Origin of the sequence: Mesorhizobium erdmanii USDA 3471 (genome assembly GCF_000472705.1) — a bacterium.
Taxonomy (GTDB): Bacteria; Pseudomonadota; Alphaproteobacteria; order Rhizobiales; family Rhizobiaceae; genus Mesorhizobium; species Mesorhizobium erdmanii.
This window is the reverse complement of sequence record NZ_AXAE01000028.1, coordinates 44,250-63,877: the sequence shown is the minus strand read 5'-3', so window position 1 is coordinate 63,877 and position 19,628 is coordinate 44,250. Positions and strand designations below refer to the sequence as shown.

The following is a 19,628-nucleotide window of genomic DNA, read 5'->3' as shown; positions in this document are numbered from 1 at the left end:
CGGTAAGGACCTGGCAAGCGACAAAATTGTCCTTGTGGCGTTCAGCCTCGCGGCGGGACGCCGCTTTGACCATCTTGCCCAACGAGCATACGGTGGGCCATTAGCAGCAGCCGGAGCCCGCCATGGACCCGCTCATACTGTCGCGCATGCAGTTCGGCGCGAATATTTCGTTTCATATCCTTTTTCCGACAATCACCATCGCCCTGGGCTGGGTGCTGCTGTTCTTCAAGCTGCGCTACAACGCGACCAACGATTCCGCCTGGATGCGCGCCTATTTCACTTGGGTGAAGGTGTTCGCGCTGTCTTTTGCGATGGGCGTGGTTTCAGGCGTCACCATGAGCTTCCAGTTCGGCACCAACTGGCCGGGCTACATGGAGCATGTCGGCAACATCGCCGGACCGCTGCTCGCTTACGAGATCCTCACCGCCTTCTTCCTCGAAGCGGCCTTTCTCGGCATCATGCTGTTCGGCTTCCGCCGTGTCTCCAACCGCGTCCACACGCTGGCGACGGTGCTGGTGGCCGGCGGCACGACGGTATCGGCGTTCTGGATCATCGCGCTCAATTCCTGGATGCAGACGCCGGCCGGCTTCGAGATGCGTGACGGCGTCGCACACGCCGTCGACTGGTGGGCAATCGTCTTCAACCCGTCCATGCCCTACCGGCTGGTCCACATGCTCCTGGCTTCCGGGCTGACGGTGTCGTTCCTGATCGCCGGCCTGTCGGCACTGCGCTACCTCAAGGGCGACCGTTCGGAATCGATGTGGAAGGCGCTGCGCACCGGCGTCTTCACCGCCGCGATCCTGATCCCGATCCAGATCCTGGCCGGCGACCAGCACGGACTGAACACGCTGGAACACCAGCCGCAGAAGATCGCCGCCATGGAGGCCAACTGGAACACCGGCCCCAACGTGCCGCTGGTGCTGTTCGCGCTACCCGACGAGGCGGCCAAGGAAAACAGATTCGAGGTCGCGATCCCCGATGGGGCAAGCCTTATCTTGCGACACAGCACCGACGGCGTGGTGCCCGGCCTGAACGACTATCCGGGCAACCATCCGCCGGTCTTTCCGCTCTTCTGGAGCTTCCGGATCATGGTCGGCACCGGGCTGCTGATGCTCGCCGTCTCGTGGTCGGCGGCCTTCTTCCTCAAGCGCCGGCATGCGCTGCCCAAGCCCCTCGCCATGCTGATGGTGCCGATGGCGCTGTCGGGCTGGCTGGCGACACTGGCCGGCTGGTACACGACCGAGATCGGCCGCCAGCCCTGGCTGGTGACGGGCGTGCTCAAGACCGCCGATGCCGTCGGCCCGGTGGCGGGCAGCCATGTCGCGCTGACGCTCGCCATCTACCTCATCCTCTACGTGCTGTTGCTGATCGCCTATCTCGGCGTGCTGGTGCATCTGGCGCTGAAGGCGGCGAAGGATGGCGACACCTCACCGCTGCCGGGGGTGATGAAGGCGGCGCTTTCACAGCCGGCGGCAGGAGAGTGACATGAGCTTCGACTGGCCAACGGCTCTGCCGCTGATCTTTGCCGGCCTGATGGGCCTAGCCATCCTGATCTACGTCATTCTCGACGGTTTCGACCTCGGCATCGGCATCCTGTTCGCCATGGCGGAAGATACCGAGCAGGACACGATGATCGCGGCGATCGGCCCGTTCTGGGATGCCAACGAGACCTGGCTGGTGCTGGCCGTCGGCCTGCTGCTGGTCGCCTTTCCCCTGGCGCATGGCGTCATCCTCACCGCGCTCTACCTGCCGGCCTTCGTGCTTCTGGTCGGGCTGATCCTGCGCGGCGTGGCCTTCGATTTCCGCGCCAAGGTGCCGGCCGGCAAGAAGCATCGCTGGAACCGCATTTTCTTCCTGGGTTCGGTCATCGCCTCGCTGGCGCAAGGCTATATGCTCGGCGTCTATGTGCTCGGCCTGGATGTCGGCCTGGGCGGCATGGCGTTCGGTGCGCTGGTGGCGCTCTGCCTGGCAGCGGCCTATGCGGCGATGGGTGCCGCCTGGGTGATCTACAAGACCGAGGGCGAGTTGCAGAAGAAAGCGGTGCGCTGGCTGCGCACGGCACTGGTGCTGACCGCGCTCGGCATGGCGGCGGTCTCGCTGGCAACGCCCTTCGCCAGCCCGCGCATCTTCGAGAGATGGTTCGTCTGGCCGGAGATGCTGTATCTCTCGCCGCTGCCGATCCTGTCGGCGCTGTTGTTCCTGTGGCTGTGGCGGCAGACCTTCCATCTGCCCAAGCCCGATGACCGCCATTCGCTGATGCCGTTCCTGACGCTGGCCGCCATCTTCGCGCTAGGCTTTGCCGGGCTCGCCTGGTCGTTCTACCCCTATGTGGTGCCCGACAAGCTGACCATCTGGCAGGCAGCCTCGGCGACGGAGAGCCTCGCCATCATCCTGGCCGGCACCGTGGTGGTGCTGCCGATCATCATCTTCTATTCGTTCTATGCCTACCGGGTGTTCGGCGGCAAGGCGACGGATCTAACCTACGACTGATGCGGGGCGGTCGTTCAGATCAGCCCCGAGTCACGTGCGGCAGCCGTAGCCTCGCCGCGCGAAACGGCGTCGAGCTTGCCCAGCACCGCCGAGACATGGTGATCGACCGTCTTGGGCGAAATGGCGAGATGCTCGGCGATGCGCTTGTTGGACAGGCCGCGCTCGATCAGCTGCAGCACTTCCATCTGGCGCTGGGTGAGGCCGGCACTGTTGGCGCGGGTGGTGCGGCGCGGCCCCCGGGCAATGCGGATGACGCCGTTCTGCCGCATGATGTCGCGCACATGGCCGGCGACCGGCCGGGCGCCGAGCGCCTCGAGGATCTCCAGCGCCATGCGCTGCGCGGCCTCGTCGCCCTGGGCGAGCGCCAGCGCGCGTTCGTAAGGGGCGTCGAGTTCAGCCCAGGCGGCAGCCGCCCCCCGCCAGTCTCCAGCCAGCAGCATCCGATAGGGCGCGGCCATGCCCGATGTATCGCCCGGGTCGGTGCCGGGCGCCAGCAGCCGGCGCCAGACGGCCAGTTCGGCAAAGACCGCGCGTGTCGGCGACAGGCTTTCGGCAAGGGCGATCAGCCGCAGCGCCTCGTCCTCGTCCGCCTCCCCGAGCCAGGCCCGCTCGGCAACTACCGAAGCATAGGGCAACAGGCGCTGCAGCTCGGCTCCCCTTTCCAGAAATTGCTTCATCTCCTGCAGAAGCGGCTCGGCGGAGGGATCGCCACGACGCACCCGCAGCCGCGACAGAGCCACCAGGGCAGGATAGCGCACCAGGGCGGTCGCCCCGTCGTTGGCAATCACGTCCAGCGCTTCGGCGGCCGCCTCATCCCAGCATCCCTGACGCATGAGCAACTGCGCCCGCACGCCGCGCATGTAATCGCGCCACGTCGCCAGGTCGTTCTCGACGCAATAGTCGATGCCGCGATCGAGAAAGGATTGCGCCTGGCTGTAGCCCAGCTGGTTCATTTCACCACAGGCACAATTGGTGAAGGCGCGGGCGGCATGCTCCTGGAAATTCTGCTCGAGCGCGATTTCCAGGCTGCGGGCAAGATGCAGCCGGCTTGAGTCCAGGTCCAGCCACTGCTCGGCGGCGCCGACATTGTTGAGAGCATGGCAGACGACTTCCGGCCTGTTCAACCGTTCGGCGAGCTCGATCGCCCTGGCGCCCAGCGACAGGGTCTCATCCAGCCTTTCGGCCAGCATCGCCAGTTGCGAAAGGTTGGAATAGGCCATGGCAAGCTCGGCACTGGCCGGGACAGTCTCCAGCAACGTGACCGCCTGGGCGCCGAACATGTCGGCGTCCTGCCGGTCGCCCAGGAGATAGGCGAAGCGCGACAGCCATCTGAGGCTGTCGCCTTCCTTCAGCGTGTTGCCAAGCGCCTGCCGCAGGACACGCGCCTGTTGCTGCGCCTTGATGGCCTCGTCGATGCGCGCGATCAGATGGCACTCGAACGCATAGTGCTCGTATAGGCCGGCGCGCTCCTCCGCAGGCAAGGTATCGGCCTGGCGCAAGGCAACCTCATAGTAGCCGGCGGCGTCGCGATGGGCGCCGACACGCGAGGCCTCCCGCGCCGCGATCGGCGCGAACTCGCGTACCGCCTCCAGATTATGCGCTTCCACCGCGTGATGGACGAGGCGCGCGGTGGCGACACCGCTGTTTTCGAGCAGCGCCGACAGCGCGCGCTGGTTGAACATTCGCCTGGAACTCGTCGTCAGCATCATCTCGATGGCGCGGCGCGCGATCTCGTGCCGGAAGGCGTAGCCGTCGCCCAGATCGTCAAGCAGCCCGTTCGAAACACATTCCGCGAGCTGACCGGCGGCCGCCACGCCACACAGGCCCTGCAACGCCCAGGCATCGGCACGCCTGGGGAACACCGACACTGCGTCGAGCATCGAGCGGGCGCCGGCAGACAGCCGTTCGGCCCGCGCAACGACGGCGTCGCGCACGCTGGCGGGTGGCGTCATCTCATTGTCGGCGCACAAAAGCTCGGTGACGAAGAAAGCGTTGCCGGCCGTCGCTCGGTAGATGGCATCACCATCGCGGCCGGCGGCAATGGCGAGCGACAGCACCGCGGCCTCGCTCAGCAGCGGCACGTCGATCCGCACGATGTTGCCGACGGGAATTTCGCCGAGTGCGCGGCGCACACGCATCTGACCTTCGCTGCGGTCGGTGCGCGCCGTCAGCACGAGCAGGATGTGGGTGTTGGCGATACGGCGGCCGAGAAAGCGGACGAAATCGAGGGTCGCGTCATCCGCCCAATGCAGGTCCTCGATGATCAGAAGCGTCGGCTGCGTCCTTGCCTCGAAGACTTCGAGCGCGTCGGAAAACAAGGGCAGCCGCTGTCCCTGCCGGGCATCGATTGCCTGCGGCATCGCCCACTGCGCCTCGCGGGCGAGATCGTAGAGCGGGCCGAGCGGATCGGGAATCGACAGATCCTCGCAGGCGCTGCGGAATATGCGCACGCCGTCGCTGGCCACGCCGACGAAAGCCTCGACAAGCGCCGACTTGCCGGCGCCCGCCTCGCCATATAGGGCCGCCACATGGCCGCAGCCACGCGTGGCCTCCGCGAGAAGTCCATCCAGCTGCTCCAGCTGGGCCTGCCGTTCCAGAAGCATCGTCATTCGCTCAACAGGGATAGTGTCTGGGCGCATCCCTGGACGTCCGCCACGAGCGTCCGGGATAATGACCGGCAATGTGCCCCTCTCCACATTTCGGTGCCACCTACCACACAACGCCGCCATTATAGGTAATCTTCCCATAAAAAATAGGGAAAGGCTCCGATGCGCGTCCTTGGCGAGCATGATCATTGTCCAGCCGCGCTCAAATCGAGCGTGAATCAATGGAAAAGGGAAGCTTGATATGCCTCGCTATGTGGTACAACGCACATTTCCTGACGGTCTCAGCGTGCCGATGAACGATGTCGGCGCCGACGCGCTGGGCGGCGTCATCATGCGCAATGCGGAGAAGGGCGTCACCTGGGTGCAGTCCTTCGTCTCACCCGACAAGAAGCACTCATTCTGCATCTATGATGCGCCTTCGCCCGAGGCGATCCGCAGCACGGCGCAGAAGAATTCGCTGCCGGTCGACAAGATCACGGAGGTGCGGGTCCTTGACCCTTACTTTTATCGTTGATCCCCTCCATGAACATCAAACGGTCCCTGGCGGCGATGGCGACTTGTCTGACGACCCGGCCAGCGAGGTGTTGGCGGCTTCGAGACCAGTCGGACGAGGCCCGTTACTGGGCTGGGTTCTCCGGCGGATTGCCTCGCTGCAGTTCGCACCATTGCGCAAGAGCCGGCGCCGGTTGCCTCCGCAGGACGACTATCTGAGGCGCGACATCGGCCTGCCGGATCTCGAAGAGCTGCCGCAATACTGGGACTTCACCCGATACGACTGACACGCGTGACACGCGCGGCCATCGACTTCGCGGCGGCGGGGGCGGCCGCTCGCGCGCACCATCAACAACGAGGAGAGAACATGAACATCCATCTATGGACCAAGCACCTCATCAACCTGTCGATCCTGTCGATCGCGGCCACGGCGGCGAACGCCGATACTGGCAGGCTGGATGAGAAGGTGCGGACAGCCAATAGCCGTTTCGAGAATGTGGCGATGGCCACCGCGGAAGGCTATGCGCCGATCCCTTGCGCGAGCGGCATCGCCGGCGGCGCCATGGGTATCCATTATGTCAACGCGGCCTACCTGAAGGACGACGCCGTCGATCTGGCAAAGCCGGAGGCGGTCATGTACGAGCCGATGGCTGATGGCAAGCTCAAGCTTGTGGCCGTCGAATACATCACCTCGAAAGGTCCGGCCTCGCTGGAAGGGCAGCTGTTCAACTTCAACAGTGCCCCCAACCGTTACGGCCTTGGCGCCTTCTACGAGCTGCATGTCTGGGCCTGGAAGAAAAACCCGACCGGCACCTTCGCCGACATGAATCCCGATGTGTCGTGCGAAGCGATGAAGGCCATGTAGGCGCAAATCTCCCCCCTTTTAGGGGGGAGATAACCACCCTCGTCAGTTGCTCGCCGCCAGCACCAGCACCGGCTTCTCGCTGTACAGCGCCGGGAACAGTTGCTTCAGGTTCGCCACCTTGGGCAGGTCGTTGTAGACGATGTAGGGATAGGTCGGGTTCAGCGTCAGGAAGTCCTGGTGATAGTTCTCGGCCGGGTAGAAGGTCTTGCCGGTCTCGATCGTGGTGACGATCGGTTCCGAAAACACCTTGGCCTTGCCGAGCTGGGCGATGTAGCTCTGCGCGATCTTCTTCTGGTCGTCGTTTTCGGCGAAGATCGTCGAGCGGTACTGGGTACCGCTATCCGGCCCCTGGTAGTTCAACTGCGTCGGATTGTGGGCGACCGAGAAATAGACCTGCAGCAGCTGGCCGTAGGTGACTTTCGAAGGGTCGTAGGTGATCTCGACGGATTCGGCGTGGCCGGTGCGGCCGGTGCCGACGGTCTCGTAGACGGCGTCGTCCTTGGCGCCGCCGGTGTAACCGGAGACGGCCTCGCTGACGCCCTTGACGTGCTGGAACACGCCCTGCACGCCCCAGAAACAGCCGCCGGCGAAAACAGCCTTCTCGCTGCCCGCTGCCGCCTTCTCGTCAAGCGCCGGCGGCGGGATGACCACCGCGTCTTCAGCCGAGACAGCCGGCGTCAGCCAGAAGGCGGCGCCGGCGGTGGCCAGGGCAAGCGCGGCGAGCGCACCCTTGGCAAAGCCGATCGAACGGTTGCGATTCGAAATCTTGTTGTCGGTCATGGTTGCACTCCTCTGGCTTCCATTTGGGTCAGTCTATTGGATGAGCTACGATGGCGCGATGCCGGAGTTGCGGGGAGGGCTCACTTTCGCGTTCCCTTTGAAGAAGCTGTCCCCGGCTGGACAGGGAGCCCACCAGGGACAGCCGGCCACGGACCAAAATTAATTGGCCGGAGCCATGGCGTCGGCCGCGGGCTTCATCGCATCGGCGGCGGGTTTCATGGCGTCAGCCGCCGGTTTCATCGCATTGTCCGCAGGCTTCATGGCATTGTCGGCTGGCTTCATGGCGTTGGTGGCCATCGGGTCCGCCGGCTTCATCGCGTCCGTCGCCGGCTTCATCGCATCGGTTGCCGGTTTCATCGCGTCGACCGCGGGCTTCATGGCGTTGGTGGCGTCATCGGCGCGGGCGATGCCGCCGGCCAGCAGCGCCGTCGAGCACAGAGCGAGCGCGAGGGCCGGCAGCGTCAGGCGGGACAGAATGGTCATGGTGGTCTCCTTGGGTGGTGGGTTGGGTGACGGCTCTGCCGTCGGTCTGTGCGGCGCCGCTCATGCGGCGTTGCGCAATCTCTTGGTGAAGGGTGATTCTAGTTGGTCGCGGCGGCCAGGATCGGCCCACCGCCGGGCGACTGCACCAGCACGGCGGTGCTCAGGCCACCTTGCGTGGCGGGCAACGGATAGGCGGTGGCGCCGCCGGTCCAGCTGCCGAGTTTTGTCAGGCCATGCACGACATTGGCATGCGGCAGGGTGCGGCCGGTGTTTTCGCCACGCGCCACCGGCACCTGCACCACGCCCTTGGCATAGCGCACCAGCCAGACATCGGCCTTGCCGCCCGGTGCGGCGCCGGCGCCGATCGCGACCTTGCCGCCCACGAGCGACAGTGCGGGGCCGCCGGTCTTGGCCGTCGCCTTGATCAGGTGCTCTATCTCGCCGGGTGCCGCGCCGACGACGTCGGCATGGCCGTTGACCACCACTTGCGGCGTGAATGGCCCGTCATGGCCAAGTGGCGGCTCGTAGGAAACCTGGCGCTGGGTGAATTCCTGTTTGCCGAACGTGTCCTTCCAGCCGAGGTAATCCCAGTAGGTCACGTTGAACGACAGCGCCAGCACGCCGGGCTGGTCCTTGACCTTGATGAGGTTGGCATTGGCCGGCGGGCAGGACGAACAGCCCTGGCTGGTGAACAGCTCGACCACTGTGAGCGGCTGCGCGGCGGCGGCACCGAGCGAGGCCGCGAGAGCGACGGCTCCCAGGCTGGACAGTACGGCGAGCTTGCTGCGGTTGGACATTGGCTGGCTCCGTGGGTGATGGCGCCGATATGCGCCGGTCATTCCCCCACTTCGTCGCCGTCACGGGCTTCGTTACAGCGCTCACCGGTTCGTGATCGGAGGTACGTCGAGAGCGCCGAAGATTGGCGAGGACCGCCATAACAGCTGATCTGCCTCCTCGTGGGGGAGATGTCCGGCAGGACAGAGGGGGGGCGCCGTAGAGCACCAACCATGCCGTATTAATACGCATCGCCACCCGGCAATTCGCCGATCCGTCGGTCAATGGACGTTGGGGCGGAAAGCATGAACGCCGGCCAGGACAGCGGGACAGCGCCCCCCTCTGGCCTGCCGGCCATCTCCCCCACGAGGGGGGAGATCGGCTGTTTCTACTGCGTCAGCGCAGTGTCGGAGGGCCGCTTATTGAAGTCGCACTTGCCGGTGACGTTGTAGAAAAAGTCGGCATTCGTATAAGTGGCCGGGAGGGTGGTGCCGCCGTCTTCCCAGGCCTGGTAGCTGGTCTGCGAGCAAGGCACGACGCTGAAGATGTCAATCAGCTGCCCCGCGGCGACCTCGGTCAAGGGCGTGGGTGTGGTGCCCAGATAGAGGTAGTCGGAGGTGGTGGCGTCGTTCGTCTTGAACGTCGCCTTGTTGCCGGTCGTGACATCCATCTGCAGGTAAAGCTGGCCCATCTGGCTGACGTCGACGGCGGCGCCGGCACCTGTGGCCGGCACGTTGGTGGTGGCGCACGTGGTCTGGAAATAGATCGTCTTGCCGCTGTTGCCGTCGTACTGCCCGCTCACGATCGCGCCCGACGGCGGATTGGTGATAGCGGACGTCGAGCCGGTGGTGGTGCACGTCTGCGTCTGGACCACCGTCGATGTCGAACCATTGACAAGCGATATCGTCGTCGTGCCGTAACCCTTTGCTTCCGTCAAGGAATAGGACTTGCTGCTCACCTTGTATGAATAGGTGTAGGGCGAGTAGACATAGCTGGCCGTCATCAGTTTTTGCGCCGTCGTGGCGCCGAAGTTCGTGCCGTAGAGCGTCATCGTCTTGTTCCAGTAACCCGACACCTTGTCGATCTTGAAGGTCGCATTGACCAGCGCCGGCGGCTTGCTGACCGCCGCCGAGACGGCAATCGGCACGGTGTTGATCCTGGCTATCTGCATGAAAATGGTCGGCATGGAGAAACTTGCCGAGGCTTGGCCGGTGGTAGCGGTGGTGGGGGTACCAGCCACAAAACTGTTCAGCGTCACAGTGCCTTGGCCACTATTGGCGATGAAGGCATTCTGCAACGCCGTCTGGCGCTGCGTCAGCGTCGAGGTGGTGTCCATGGTGGTGATCGACAGCAGCGCGGCATCCAGCGCCTGCTGCTGGTTGGACTGGGTTTGGATCGCGCTGGTATAGTCGACTGAGAAGCCGACCACGCTTATAAGAGGCACCAGGCTCAGGAAGAACAGCGGCATCATGGAGCCACTGCGCGAACGGGCGAACCCGCCTGCAATTTTCAACATTTTTCTACCCCCAATAACATTAGTAAGCGTGCAGATACCACACAGCCCGGAAATCAACGTCTAACGGGATTGCTCAAACTTTATGCATCCGGGGCCGCAAGGCCGGGATTCTCGACTTTTTGGCGCCACTCACCGTATTGTGATCGCCGGCGCCGCCCTTGGGCGCCAAGCCTTGCCCGGGCAAGCGCCCCCTGCTAAAGCGCGCGGATGAGCACGCCCCTCGACCACATCCGCAATTTCTCCATCGTCGCCCATATCGACCATGGCAAATCCACGCTCGCCGACCGCCTGATCCAGCTGACCGGCGGGCTGGAGGCGCGCGACATGAAGGAGCAGGTGCTGGACTCGATGGATATCGAGCGCGAGCGCGGCATCACCATCAAGGCGCAGACGGTGCGGCTGAAATACCGCGCCAACAATGGCGAGGACTATATCCTCAACCTCATCGACACGCCCGGCCATGTCGACTTCGCCTATGAAGTGTCGCGGTCGCTGGCCGCCTGCGAGGGCTCGCTGCTGGTCGTCGACGCCAGCCAGGGTGTCGAGGCGCAGACGCTGGCCAATGTCTACCAGGCGATCGACAACAACCACGAGATCGTCGTGGTGCTGAACAAGGTCGACCTGCCGGCCGCCGAGCCGGAGCGCATCCGCGAGCAGGTGGAAGAGGTGATCGGCATCGACGCCTCCAACGCCGTGCTGATCTCGGCCAAGACAGGGCTCGGCATACCCGACGTGCTGGAAGCGATCGTCCATCAATTGCCGCCGCCGCGCGAAGGCGACGCGACCGCGCCCTTGAAAGCGATGCTGGTCGACAGCTGGTACGACGCCTATCTCGGCGTCATCGTGCTGGTGCGCATCATCGACGGCGTGCTTAAGAAGGGCCAGACCATCCGCATGATGGGCACCGGCGCCAAATACCTGGTCGAGCGCACCGGCGTGTTCACGCCCGCCCGCATCAATGTCGACGAGCTCGGCCCCGGCGAGTTCGGCTTCTTCACCGGCTCGATCAAGGAAGTGGCCGACACCCGCGTCGGCGACACCATCACCGAGGACAAGCGCCAGACCGCGCAGGCGCTGCCGGGCTTCAAGCCGGCGCAGCCTGTGGTGTTCTGCGGCCTGTTCCCGGTCGACGCCGCCGATTTCGAGGATCTGCGCGCCGCCGTCGGCAAGCTGCGCCTCAACGACGCTTCTTTCTCTTATGAAATGGAAACCAGCGCGGCGCTCGGCTTCGGCTATCGCTGCGGCTTCCTCGGCCTTTTGCATCTGGAGATCATCCAGGAGCGGCTGGAGCGCGAGTTCAACCTCGACCTGATCGCCACCGCGCCGAGCGTCGTCTACCGGCTGCTGCTCACCGACGGCACGGTGAAGGAATTGCACAACCCGGCCGACATGCCCGACGTGGTGAAGATCTCGGCGATCGAGGAACCGTGGATCCGCGCCACGATCCTGACCCCCGACGATTATCTCGGCGGCATTCTGAAACTCTGCCAGGACCGGCGCGGCATCCAGGCCGACCTCTCCTATGTCGGCAAACGCGCCATGCTGACCTACGATCTGCCGCTCAACGAGGTGGTGTTCGATTTCTACGATCGGCTGAAATCGATCTCCAAGGGCTACGCCTCGTTCGACTATCACCTGACCGACTATCGCGAGGGCGATCTGGTGAAGATGTCGATCCTGGTCAACGAGGAGCCGGTCGACGCGCTCTCCATGCTGGTGCACCGCACGGCGGCGGAAAAGCGCGGAAGGCAGATGTGCGAGAAGCTGAAGGAGCTGATCCCGCACCACCTGTTCAAGATCCCGATCCAGGCCGCGATCGGCGGCAAGGTCATCGCCCGCGAAACCATCTCGGCACTGCGCAAGGACGTGACGGCGAAGTGTTATGGTGGCGACGTGAGCCGCAAACGCAAGCTGCTGGACAAGCAGAAAGAGGGCAAGAAGCGGATGCGCCAGTTTGGGAAGGTCGATATTCCGCAGGAGGCGTTTATTCAGGCGCTGAAGATGGGGGACTAGTGGGCCACCGCCTGCTTAAAATGCTTCTCATAGAGCTTTAGAGCGAGCTGTTTGTATTGACTTGAGTGGTACTGTTTAAATGGGAACTTACCAAGATCGGCTAAACGAGTCCTGTAGTATTCAAAATCACCCGTCTTGTCGTTTTCAATAAGCAGCCGCAGGCAAATTAAAAGGCTGTTTATAGTAGTAGTATTTAGCATGCGGCCATCTATTGCCTTGTCCGTCGTCCACTTTTCCTTTTGGACGGAAGCTCTCGCGGCGGCAAGAAATATATCTATTTGCGAAGCGCAGTACTTTACATACGCTTTGAGCATCTCATAGTCTTTATCAGCGATCATGTTATCTTTTTTTGGTTGCTTCCATAGGGAGAAAAGTGAATCCGCGCCACCGGTCTTGACGAGCGGCTTGAGCGCATAGCTTACGATCGAGGTTGTCTTCAGCTTGTCTTTGTCAAAAAAGTATCGCTCAATCTGTGAGGAAAGTGGCCCGCCACTCTGATCAAGGGACTCCAACACCCGGGTTGCTATCGACTCTGCCGAAAACGGCTCCAGGATAGCGGCAATGGCTTGCCGAAGACTGGATTTCGCGCTTGTTTGCGTGGAGTTAATCTCTAGAAAGAGTTTGGCCTCGAACTTCTCTCGTTCATCAGCATCAGCGGTTTCTGGATATATAATTCCCGTAACCAGAAGGTTTTGCTTGTTCCTTAACTTGGCGATTTCCGGATCATCCGTCACCGCTTCATGGTACGCATACGTTCGGTGTTGACCGTCGATTATCCCAATTGAGTTAATCCTGTCAGGCACTTGGACAATTACGGGTTCAGTCTTGTTTATGACAGTGTGATCAGCTGTTTTACCCTTGGCATCAGTAATATGACAGTCCGGAGGAAGAGTGACGATTACGTTATTAACAAAAACTCTCTTGTGAAGTTTTAAATACCTCCTTGTAGAGTCTATTTTGGTTTTAGAAATCATCCTTTGATATAGATTGTACGAACCGCGCCAGCCGCCGTTCCGAAGCACGTATGCGCAACGCAGCAATACACGAGGCGCAGCATAGAATGAGACAACCTTGTAGCCTTTGCTGAAATTAGAGCTGGATTCTGGCAGCAGGGAACCCGGGTAACTCTCCGTCTTTTTTCCTCCACCGACCTTTCCGTCCTGACCTATGTCCTCCTCCTTCAGTTTAAGAAAATCAAGAAGTTCAGGGGCGGCCGATTTCCTAATGCAATCAGACAGGTTCTTGAAATATCTCAGGTCAGGGTAGTCAAGGTAGACGGGATTAGGGACATTTTGTTTCAATTGAGCATCAGGATCTTTGAGCGAGCAATATACGATTGTAACTTGAATCTCGGAGGCATCGTAATCAGAAAGTAGCTTGTTCTTAAGATCGTCACTCAGGCCGGAATAAAAGGCTGCAGAATCTTCATGAGAAGCATCGATCTTATCGTAAACGATCTTCTTCGGCTTGAGATGTGCAGCAATGTCCGTTGCGGTCGTGTACTCCAGACAAGCAAGGACGTTCTCCAAAACATAGACGTCGTCGAAGTCGGTTTTCTGGCCTTGATATATAAACTCTTTGTCGGAGAGTTCCGGCACCCGAGCGAAACCACTCTTATTGAAGACACTGCGAACCATCTTACGATGGTCGGCCTTAATCTTCTTAGCCTTAAGCTCCTCAGGCGTTAGCTTTGCCTTTGCCTTTGCCTTTGCCTTCTTCATTTCCCCCTCCCGGAGAAGCCGTGCGACCTAACCATTCCTTCGGGGGTGTCGCGACCTTCTCGCCCCTTTTTGGCTGCCTCACGGCTTTCCCTGCTGGTCGCAACTCGAGACTGCCAGATTCGTATTTCGCGATACGATCTTTCGCGATCCGAACGTATTGTTCGCTCTGCTCAATACCGACCCCGACACGGCCGTGCTTGATGGCGGCGATTACGCTCGTCCCAGCTCCAACGAATGGATCTAGTATCTTATCGCCATGATCAGTGAGTGCCAGAACGCATCGTTCCACGAGTTCGCTTGGGAATTGGCAAGGATGGACGGTTTTTTCAGGGTGCTTTGCCTTGACGTTCGGAATATTCCAAACCGGATTTTGCAGGAATGCTTCTTCAGGCGAAAATTCCCAGAAGTCAGAAGGATTTTTGCCAAGCGGATTGCCGCTTGGTTGATCAGCCTTGTCAGGCCGCTTGCTCCCGTGCCGTTTACCTGGATACAGCTGGGGAACTCGGACCGGATCGAGGTGAAATTTGTATTGATCGGTTTTGGAGAACCACAGGAGCGTCTCATATCGCCCGGAGAAACGTTGCGTGGCATGAAGTCCGAAATTGAAGTGCCAGATTATACGATTTCTTAATTTGAATCCTTCGTCAATAAACATCTTGTAGAAGAAAAGATCTAACGGATAAACCTGCGAGTTATTTATATAATTACCAACCTGCCAACAAATACTTCCATCGTCTCTGACTTTCTTGCAAAGCTTTCTAACAATTGGCTCGAGCCACTCAAGGTATTCCTCAAGACTGCGGCGCTTTTCCCTCTCATACTCCTTACCTATGTTATAAGGGGGCGAAGTAACTACCAGCTGAATCGAATTGTCGTCCAGATTATCCAGTTCCGCCAGCGCGTCGCCACGAACTATCGACGAGAGGCGTTGCGCGGCACTAAAATCCAAAATTCTCTGGTTCATTTGTCTTCCAGTGACGAATCGATGTCAGCGAAGTGTCACAAAGCATATCACGTTGCCACTCCCGTCGTTGCGAGAAATCTTGATTATTAACTGGGCCAGTCAACGTCGGCTGTCGTTTGCTTACTGTCGGCTCAGGGGCCGAAGGGTATACGGCCGTCCGGAGCGGGCACTCACCTTTTATCCAGTGCCCACCTCGTTGTTTCCTATCCCCGCTTGGGAAGACATCGAATGCGCTCCATCTCGGATGCCGTCGCCGCAACCGGCCTCGCCATCGGCGGCGCGTTGGACATGGCGGGGACTTTCGTTGGTAGCGACGCGCTGCGCGAGACGCTGTGGACCATCGAGAGTGTGGCGCTCGTCGTGGGCACCGCGCTGCTCACCCTCAGATACCAACGCCTTGGCAATGACCGCGTCGCCGCCGGCTTCCTGACCTTCCTCGCCGGCGAGACATTGCTGATGGCCGGCAATGCGGCCGGCTTGCAGGCCAGCGTGCCCTCCTATGCCGGCGGCATCACGCGTTGGGCGGCGGGACCGGTGCTGATCAGCGCGCCGAAGACTTTTGCTCTGTGGATGCGGCTCACCGCGCTTGTCGCCGCCGTGCTGTTTGTCGTCTCGGCCGGCATGATCCTGTGGGGCGCGCCCTTGCTGCCGGCCTCGTCGCTGCTGCCTGCCGCCTCCTATCCGTTCCTGGTGCTGACTTTTATCGGGTGGATCTGGATGCAGGTTCGAGATGGGCGGTGAGGGGGCCCGCTCCTGGCGAAATCCGCGGCAGGAAGACGAGCGTTGGCGCTGCCCCTCATTGCCCTGCCGGGCATTTCTCCCTGTAAACGGGGCGAAAGAAGCTGGCCGCTTCGCCGCGCCCCCTTTTTGCAACGTTGGCGACTGGCGAAACCAGCGACGGCAGCGTCCTTCGCCCCGTTTACGGGGAGTTGAGGAGTGGTCCGTGCAGCGGACGAAAAGCCAACTGCTTGGCTTTTCGAACGACGAGTGGCGGCAGCCAGATGAGGGGCAGCGCTGACTTCGGCAGTATTCCGCGCGCCAAGCCTATCCGTCCCACATTGACATCACCCGAATACCGTCGTCATTGGACGCCGGCCATTGGGGGCCAGGGGGACTATCCATGAAAAAGATATATGCAAAGCCGACGCTGAACAGGCGCGAGAAGCTTTCGGCCGTGACGGCAATCGCCTGCCCGGTTTCGCAGCCCTGCGGCTAGTATCCGCTTCGAGCCCCGACCTGCAGGGACTTCTTCACCGACGTGATGGAACGGGCCGGCACAATCCATACCAACCCTGAGTTGGTTGCTCACGCTGGCTCGCAGCGGTAGAGAAGCCGTGCGGCGGACCTTAATCAGTTCGCCAGTGGCCGGCGCGGGCTCAGGCAACTGCCTCACCGGCATTCGCGCCGGCCATTCCCGCAGCCTTCGGTTGCCGGATCGGCCCGGGGGGCGGTTTGCCCCAAGGCACCGCCGCTTGCCGCCTCGCGCACCCTTTCGATACCCGCTTTGAGAACGCCCCACCGGGGAGTATCCTGCACGGCTTGGGGGGAATTCCAAATGCGTTCCAATTCTCTGGACACTGTCGCCGCGACCGGCCTGGCTGTCGGCGGCGCTTTCGGGCTTGCCGGCACTTTCGTGGCCAGCGCGCCACTGCGAGAAACGCTGTGGGCGATCGACGGCGTGGCGCTGGTGGTGGCGACGGCGCTGCTGACGATGAAGTACCAGCGGCTGGGCAATGATTGCGTCGCGGCCGGCTTCCTGACCTTCCTTGCCGGCGAAAGCCTGCTGCTGGCCGGCAATGCGGCGGGCTTGCAGGCCAGCGTGCCTTCCTATGCCGGCGGCATCTCGCTGTGGGCGGCGGGGCTGGTGCTGATCAGCGCGCCAAAAACCTTCGCCTTGTGGATGCGGCTCACCGCGCTCGTGGCCGCCGTGCTGTTTGTCGTCTCGGCTTGCATGATCCTATGGGGCGCACCCTTGCTGCCGACCTCGTCGCCGCTGCCGGCGGCAGGCTATCCGTTCCTGGTGCTGACTTTTGTCGGGTGGATCTGGACGCTGGTGCGGGCGGAGCGGTAGCTGGTGGTTTAGAGCCGCCTTCCGTCGATATCCGCGACTGGAAGACGAGCGTTCGCGCCGCCCCTCATCTGGCTGCCGCCATCTTCTCCCCGTAAACGGGGCGAAGGACGCTCTTGCCGCTGCTTTCGCCAATTGCCGGCGTCGCAAAGAAGGCGCCGGCGTTGCGACAGCCCCTTTCGCCCCGTTTACGGGGAGAAATGCCCGGCAGGGCAATGAGGCGCGGCGCCGACCTGCGATAGTCACGCGCTAGCTGGGGCCTAGGTTCTCAACGGGCTTTGACTTCACTTAGGGCTTCCCCCACTCCGTCGCTGCTTCGCAGCGCCACCTTTCCCCCTCCGGAGGCAGAGGAACCCAAGACCGGCGAAGGCTCAGCTTTCCAGCCAAACCTTCTCGAAATGCTGCTCCAGCGCCTGGTGCTGCTCACACCCTTCCACACCCTTGCGATAGGTCCTGTACACCGAGCGCCAGTAGGGTTGGATGATGATGCCGCTATCGCGCAGATTCTTCTCGATCTCGGCCATGATCTCCTTGCGCTTGGCGGCGTCGGGCATGGCAAGCGCCTTGTCGAGCAGCGCGTCGAACTCCTTGTTGGCGTAGGCGCTCTCGTTCCAGGCGGCGCCGGACTTGTAGGCGAGCGCCAGCACCTGGACGCCGAGCGGGCGGCCGAGCCATTCGGTGCAGGAGAAGGGGTATTTGCTCCAGTCGTTCCAGAAGGTGGCGGCGGGCAGCACGGTGCGCTTGATCTTCAGGCCGGCCTCGCGCATCTGCGCGGCGATGGCGTCGGCTGTGGTCTTCTGCCATTCGACGTCGACCGAGATCAGTTCGTATTCATGGTCCGCCTTGCCGGAGGCGGCGAGCAATTTCTTCGCCTCCTCGACGTCGCGTTTTGCCGGGCCGATATCGGCATATTCGGGATGCATGGGGCCGACATGATGGTTGTCGGCGGGCTTGCCGCGGCCATCGAGGCCGAGCTTCAGCACGGCGGAATTGTCGACGGCGAGCTGGGCGGCGCGGCGCAGCTTGACGTCGTCATAGGGCGCGTTGCCGACATTGAAGCGGGCGACGATGGTCGAGCCGGTGGCGATCTCGGAATTCTTCAACCCCATCTTGTCGGTCTGCGAGACGGCGTCGGAGGCGGTCTCGTGGTCGGTGTCGATCTCGCCGGATTCGAACGCCGACAGCATGGCGTTGGGATCGGAGCCATAATCGATCCACCGGATACCATCGAGGTAGAATTCGCCCTTCCACCAGGGCTTGTCCTTGCGCTTCACCTCGGCGCCGGTCTCGGCGTCCCACTTCACCAGTTCGCAGGGACCGGTGGTGATGGCGAGCGCCTTCAGGGGATCGCCGTCGCCGTCATAGGAGCGGTGCATGATCAAGGCGGGATAGTCGGCCATGCCGGCGATCAGCGAGATGTCGGGCTTCGGCAGATTGAGTTTTATGGTGTGGTCGTCGACCTTCTCGATGCCGCCATCGACCACCTTCTTGGTGTCGGCATTGACCAGCGCGCCCATGCGCGCCGCGACCGAATTGCCGGCGACGCCGGCCTCGCACCAGCGGGTGAGGTTGTGGACGACATCGTCGGCGTTGAAGGCATCGCCGTTCGACCAGGTGATGCCCTTGCGGACATGCAGGGTGAGCGTTTTGGCGTCGTCGCTCATCTCCCATTTTTCCAGCAGCCAGGGTTCGAACGAGAAATCGGTGTTCCAGCGCACCAGATATTCGTTGCAGTGGCGGGCGACGTTGGACATTTCGACGCCGTCGAAGGTGCGCGGGTCCTTGAAACCCTTGACGTTCATGGCGACGCGCAAAGTGCCGCCTTTCTTGGGCTCGGCGGCGCGGGCAGGAGTCGGGGTGAGGCCGCCCAAGGCCAGCGCGCCGGCGGCGCTAACGCCGAGGCCGGCCATCAGCGCCAGATATTCGCGGCGGCTGATGCCGCCCTTCCTGAAATCGTCGGCGACGGGCTTGGCGCGGGGATGCAGTTCGCGGTCGGTCAGCATAAATTTCATCGTCGTTCCCTCTTTTGTTGGTGCATGCCGCCCAAAGGTGCGAGGCGGTTTTGGGACAACGGCATGCACAGAAACAGGGCGTCCCGGCGAATCGCCAACGCGGGGGCGGCTGCTACCGCCGGGACGCCTTTGCCTGAGAGGCCGATGATAGGGCTGGGTGACGTTGGGGAGTGTTCTGAAATCCGCAGGAGTTGTGCGGCGCTCCGCAGCGGCGTCGCGGAGACCCGAGGATGACGAAAGCGCGAAGGTGGCGCCCAACAAAAAACCCGGCCGAAGCCGGGTTTTTCGAAACATCCGATCAAGCCGAGCCTCAGCTCACCTGGACCTTCGAGGACGCGGCCTGGTCCTCGGCCAGCTTCTGCTGGAACATCTGGGCGAAGTCGATCGGGTCGAGCATCAGCGGCGGGAAGCCGCCATTGCGGGTGGCTTCGGCGATGATCTGGCGCGCGAAGGGGAACAAAAGGCGCGGGCATTCGATGAACAGGATCGGCAGCATGTGCTCCTGCGGGAAGCCGGAGATAGCGAAGACGCCGCCATAGACCAGCTCGACATTGAACAGCACTTCCTGGTCGAAGGAAGCCTTGGCGTTCAGCGTCAGGTTGACGTCGAACTGCTTGTCGGAAAGCGGGTTGGCGTTGACGTTGACGTTGATGGCGATGCCGGGGGCCTTGTCGCGGCCGCGCAGCGAATTCGGCGCGCCGGGGCTTTCGAAGGACAGGTCCTTTACATACTGGGCGAGCACGTTGAGCGACGGCTGCGCTGCCGCATTGCCGTTTCCGTTGGCAGCGCCGGTCGGCGCGTCATCATTGCTGGCCATGAGCCTTTTCCTTTTCCCCTGGGCAGC

At 62.0% G+C, this 19,628-nt stretch carries 17 protein-coding genes; 8 read left to right on the top strand and 9 right to left on the bottom strand.

The window, feature by feature from the left end; all coding sequences use genetic code 11:
• The first annotated feature begins 122 nt into the window (after positions 1–122).
• Both A3AU_RS0122550 and A3AU_RS0122545 read left to right on the top strand, forming a co-directional pair.
• Positions 123–1,484 (top strand): cytochrome ubiquinol oxidase subunit I, encoded by a 1,362-nt coding sequence (locus A3AU_RS0122550; protein ID WP_027054888.1) that lies wholly within the window; start codon positions 123–125, stop codon positions 1,482–1,484.
• A gap of 1 nt (position 1,485) precedes the next feature.
• Positions 1,486–2,490 (top strand): cytochrome d ubiquinol oxidase subunit II, encoded by a 1,005-nt coding sequence (locus A3AU_RS0122545; protein ID WP_027054887.1) that lies wholly within the window; start codon positions 1,486–1,488, stop codon positions 2,488–2,490.
• A 14-nt stretch (positions 2,491–2,504) separates the two neighbouring features.
• Here the strand turns inward: A3AU_RS0122545 and A3AU_RS0122540 are convergent, their stop codons facing one another.
• Complete coding sequence (locus A3AU_RS0122540; RefSeq protein WP_027054886.1) at positions 2,505–5,093, bottom strand: ATP-binding protein; 2,589 nt, start codon at positions 5,091–5,093, stop codon at positions 2,505–2,507.
• 244 nt (positions 5,094–5,337) lie between these two features.
• On the opposite strand from A3AU_RS0122540, the gene A3AU_RS0122535 reads away from it, so the two are divergent.
• From A3AU_RS0122535 to A3AU_RS0122525, 3 genes are all read left to right on the top strand, one after another.
• A complete protein-coding gene (locus A3AU_RS0122535) occupies positions 5,338–5,610 on the top strand; it encodes a DUF4242 domain-containing protein (RefSeq protein ID WP_027054885.1) in 273 nt (90 codons plus the stop codon).
• A complete protein-coding gene (locus tag A3AU_RS0122530; protein WP_027054884.1) occupies positions 5,588–5,875 on the top strand; it encodes a hypothetical protein in 288 nt (95 codons plus the stop codon). The genes A3AU_RS0122535 and A3AU_RS0122530 overlap by 23 nt, the downstream gene beginning before the upstream one ends.
• Before the next feature lie 80 nt (positions 5,876–5,955).
• Positions 5,956–6,453 carry a hypothetical protein gene (locus A3AU_RS0122525; RefSeq protein ID WP_027054883.1) on the top strand — a complete coding sequence of 166 codons (498 nt, stop codon included), beginning with the start codon at positions 5,956–5,958 and terminating at the stop codon, positions 6,451–6,453.
• Between the two features lie 42 nt (positions 6,454–6,495).
• On the opposite strand, the gene msrA is transcribed toward A3AU_RS0122525, so the two are convergent.
• The 4 genes from msrA to A3AU_RS0122500 all read right to left on the bottom strand — a co-directional run bounded on the left by msrA (position 6,496) and on the right by A3AU_RS0122500 (position 10,006).
• Positions 6,496–7,233 carry a peptide-methionine (S)-S-oxide reductase MsrA gene (gene msrA / locus A3AU_RS0122520; RefSeq protein WP_027054882.1) on the bottom strand — a complete coding sequence of 246 codons (738 nt, stop codon included), beginning with the start codon at positions 7,231–7,233 and terminating at the stop codon, positions 6,496–6,498.
• A gap of 159 nt (positions 7,234–7,392) precedes the next feature.
• Complete coding sequence (locus A3AU_RS0122510; protein WP_027054881.1) at positions 7,393–7,716, bottom strand: hypothetical protein; 324 nt, start codon at positions 7,714–7,716, stop codon at positions 7,393–7,395.
• Between the two features lie 98 nt (positions 7,717–7,814).
• On the bottom strand, positions 7,815–8,513 hold the full coding sequence (locus tag A3AU_RS0122505) for a DUF1223 domain-containing protein (protein WP_027054880.1): 699 nt from the start codon (positions 8,511–8,513) through the stop codon (positions 7,815–7,817).
• A gap of 365 nt (positions 8,514–8,878) precedes the next feature.
• Entirely contained in the window at positions 8,879–10,006 is a 1,128-nt protein-coding gene (locus A3AU_RS0122500; RefSeq protein WP_027054879.1) for a TadE/TadG family type IV pilus assembly protein, read from the bottom strand.
• A 207-nt stretch (positions 10,007–10,213) separates the two neighbouring features.
• On the opposite strand from A3AU_RS0122500, the gene lepA reads away from it, so the two are divergent.
• On the top strand, positions 10,214–12,019 hold the full coding sequence (lepA, locus tag A3AU_RS0122495) for a translation elongation factor 4 (protein ID WP_027054878.1): 1,806 nt from the start codon (positions 10,214–10,216) through the stop codon (positions 12,017–12,019).
• Here lepA and A3AU_RS0122490 read toward each other — a convergent pair.
• On the bottom strand, positions 12,016–13,740 hold the full coding sequence (locus tag A3AU_RS0122490) for a DGQHR domain-containing protein (protein WP_027054877.1): 1,725 nt from the start codon (positions 13,738–13,740) through the stop codon (positions 12,016–12,018). The two genes, lepA and A3AU_RS0122490, sit on opposite strands and share 4 nt — an antisense overlap.
• A complete protein-coding gene (locus tag A3AU_RS1000000138210; RefSeq protein WP_081709629.1) occupies positions 13,697–14,704 on the bottom strand; it encodes a DNA-methyltransferase in 1,008 nt (335 codons plus the stop codon). The genes A3AU_RS0122490 and A3AU_RS1000000138210 overlap by 44 nt, the downstream gene beginning before the upstream one ends.
• A 228-nt stretch (positions 14,705–14,932) precedes the next feature.
• Here A3AU_RS1000000138210 and A3AU_RS1000000139555 point away from each other — a divergent pair, with 228 nt between their 5' ends.
• Both A3AU_RS1000000139555 and A3AU_RS1000000139550 read left to right on the top strand, forming a co-directional pair.
• Positions 14,933–15,445, top strand: a complete 513-nt coding sequence (locus A3AU_RS1000000139555) for a hypothetical protein (protein WP_027054875.1) — start codon at positions 14,933–14,935, stop codon at positions 15,443–15,445.
• Between the two features lie 814 nt (positions 15,446–16,259).
• Entirely contained in the window at positions 16,260–16,775 is a 516-nt protein-coding gene (locus A3AU_RS1000000139550) for a hypothetical protein (RefSeq protein WP_027054874.1), read from the top strand.
• 368 nt (positions 16,776–17,143) lie between these two features.
• On the opposite strand, the gene A3AU_RS0122465 is transcribed toward A3AU_RS1000000139550, so the two are convergent.
• Both A3AU_RS0122465 and secB read right to left on the bottom strand, forming a co-directional pair.
• Positions 17,144–18,784 carry an ABC transporter substrate-binding protein gene (locus A3AU_RS0122465; protein WP_027054873.1) on the bottom strand — a complete coding sequence of 547 codons (1,641 nt, stop codon included), beginning with the start codon at positions 18,782–18,784 and terminating at the stop codon, positions 17,144–17,146.
• 310 nt (positions 18,785–19,094) lie between these two features.
• Positions 19,095–19,601, bottom strand: coding sequence for a protein-export chaperone SecB (gene secB / locus A3AU_RS0122460; protein WP_027054872.1), 507 nt, complete (start codon positions 19,599–19,601; stop codon positions 19,095–19,097).
• Positions 19,602–19,628: the final 27 nt, after the last annotated feature.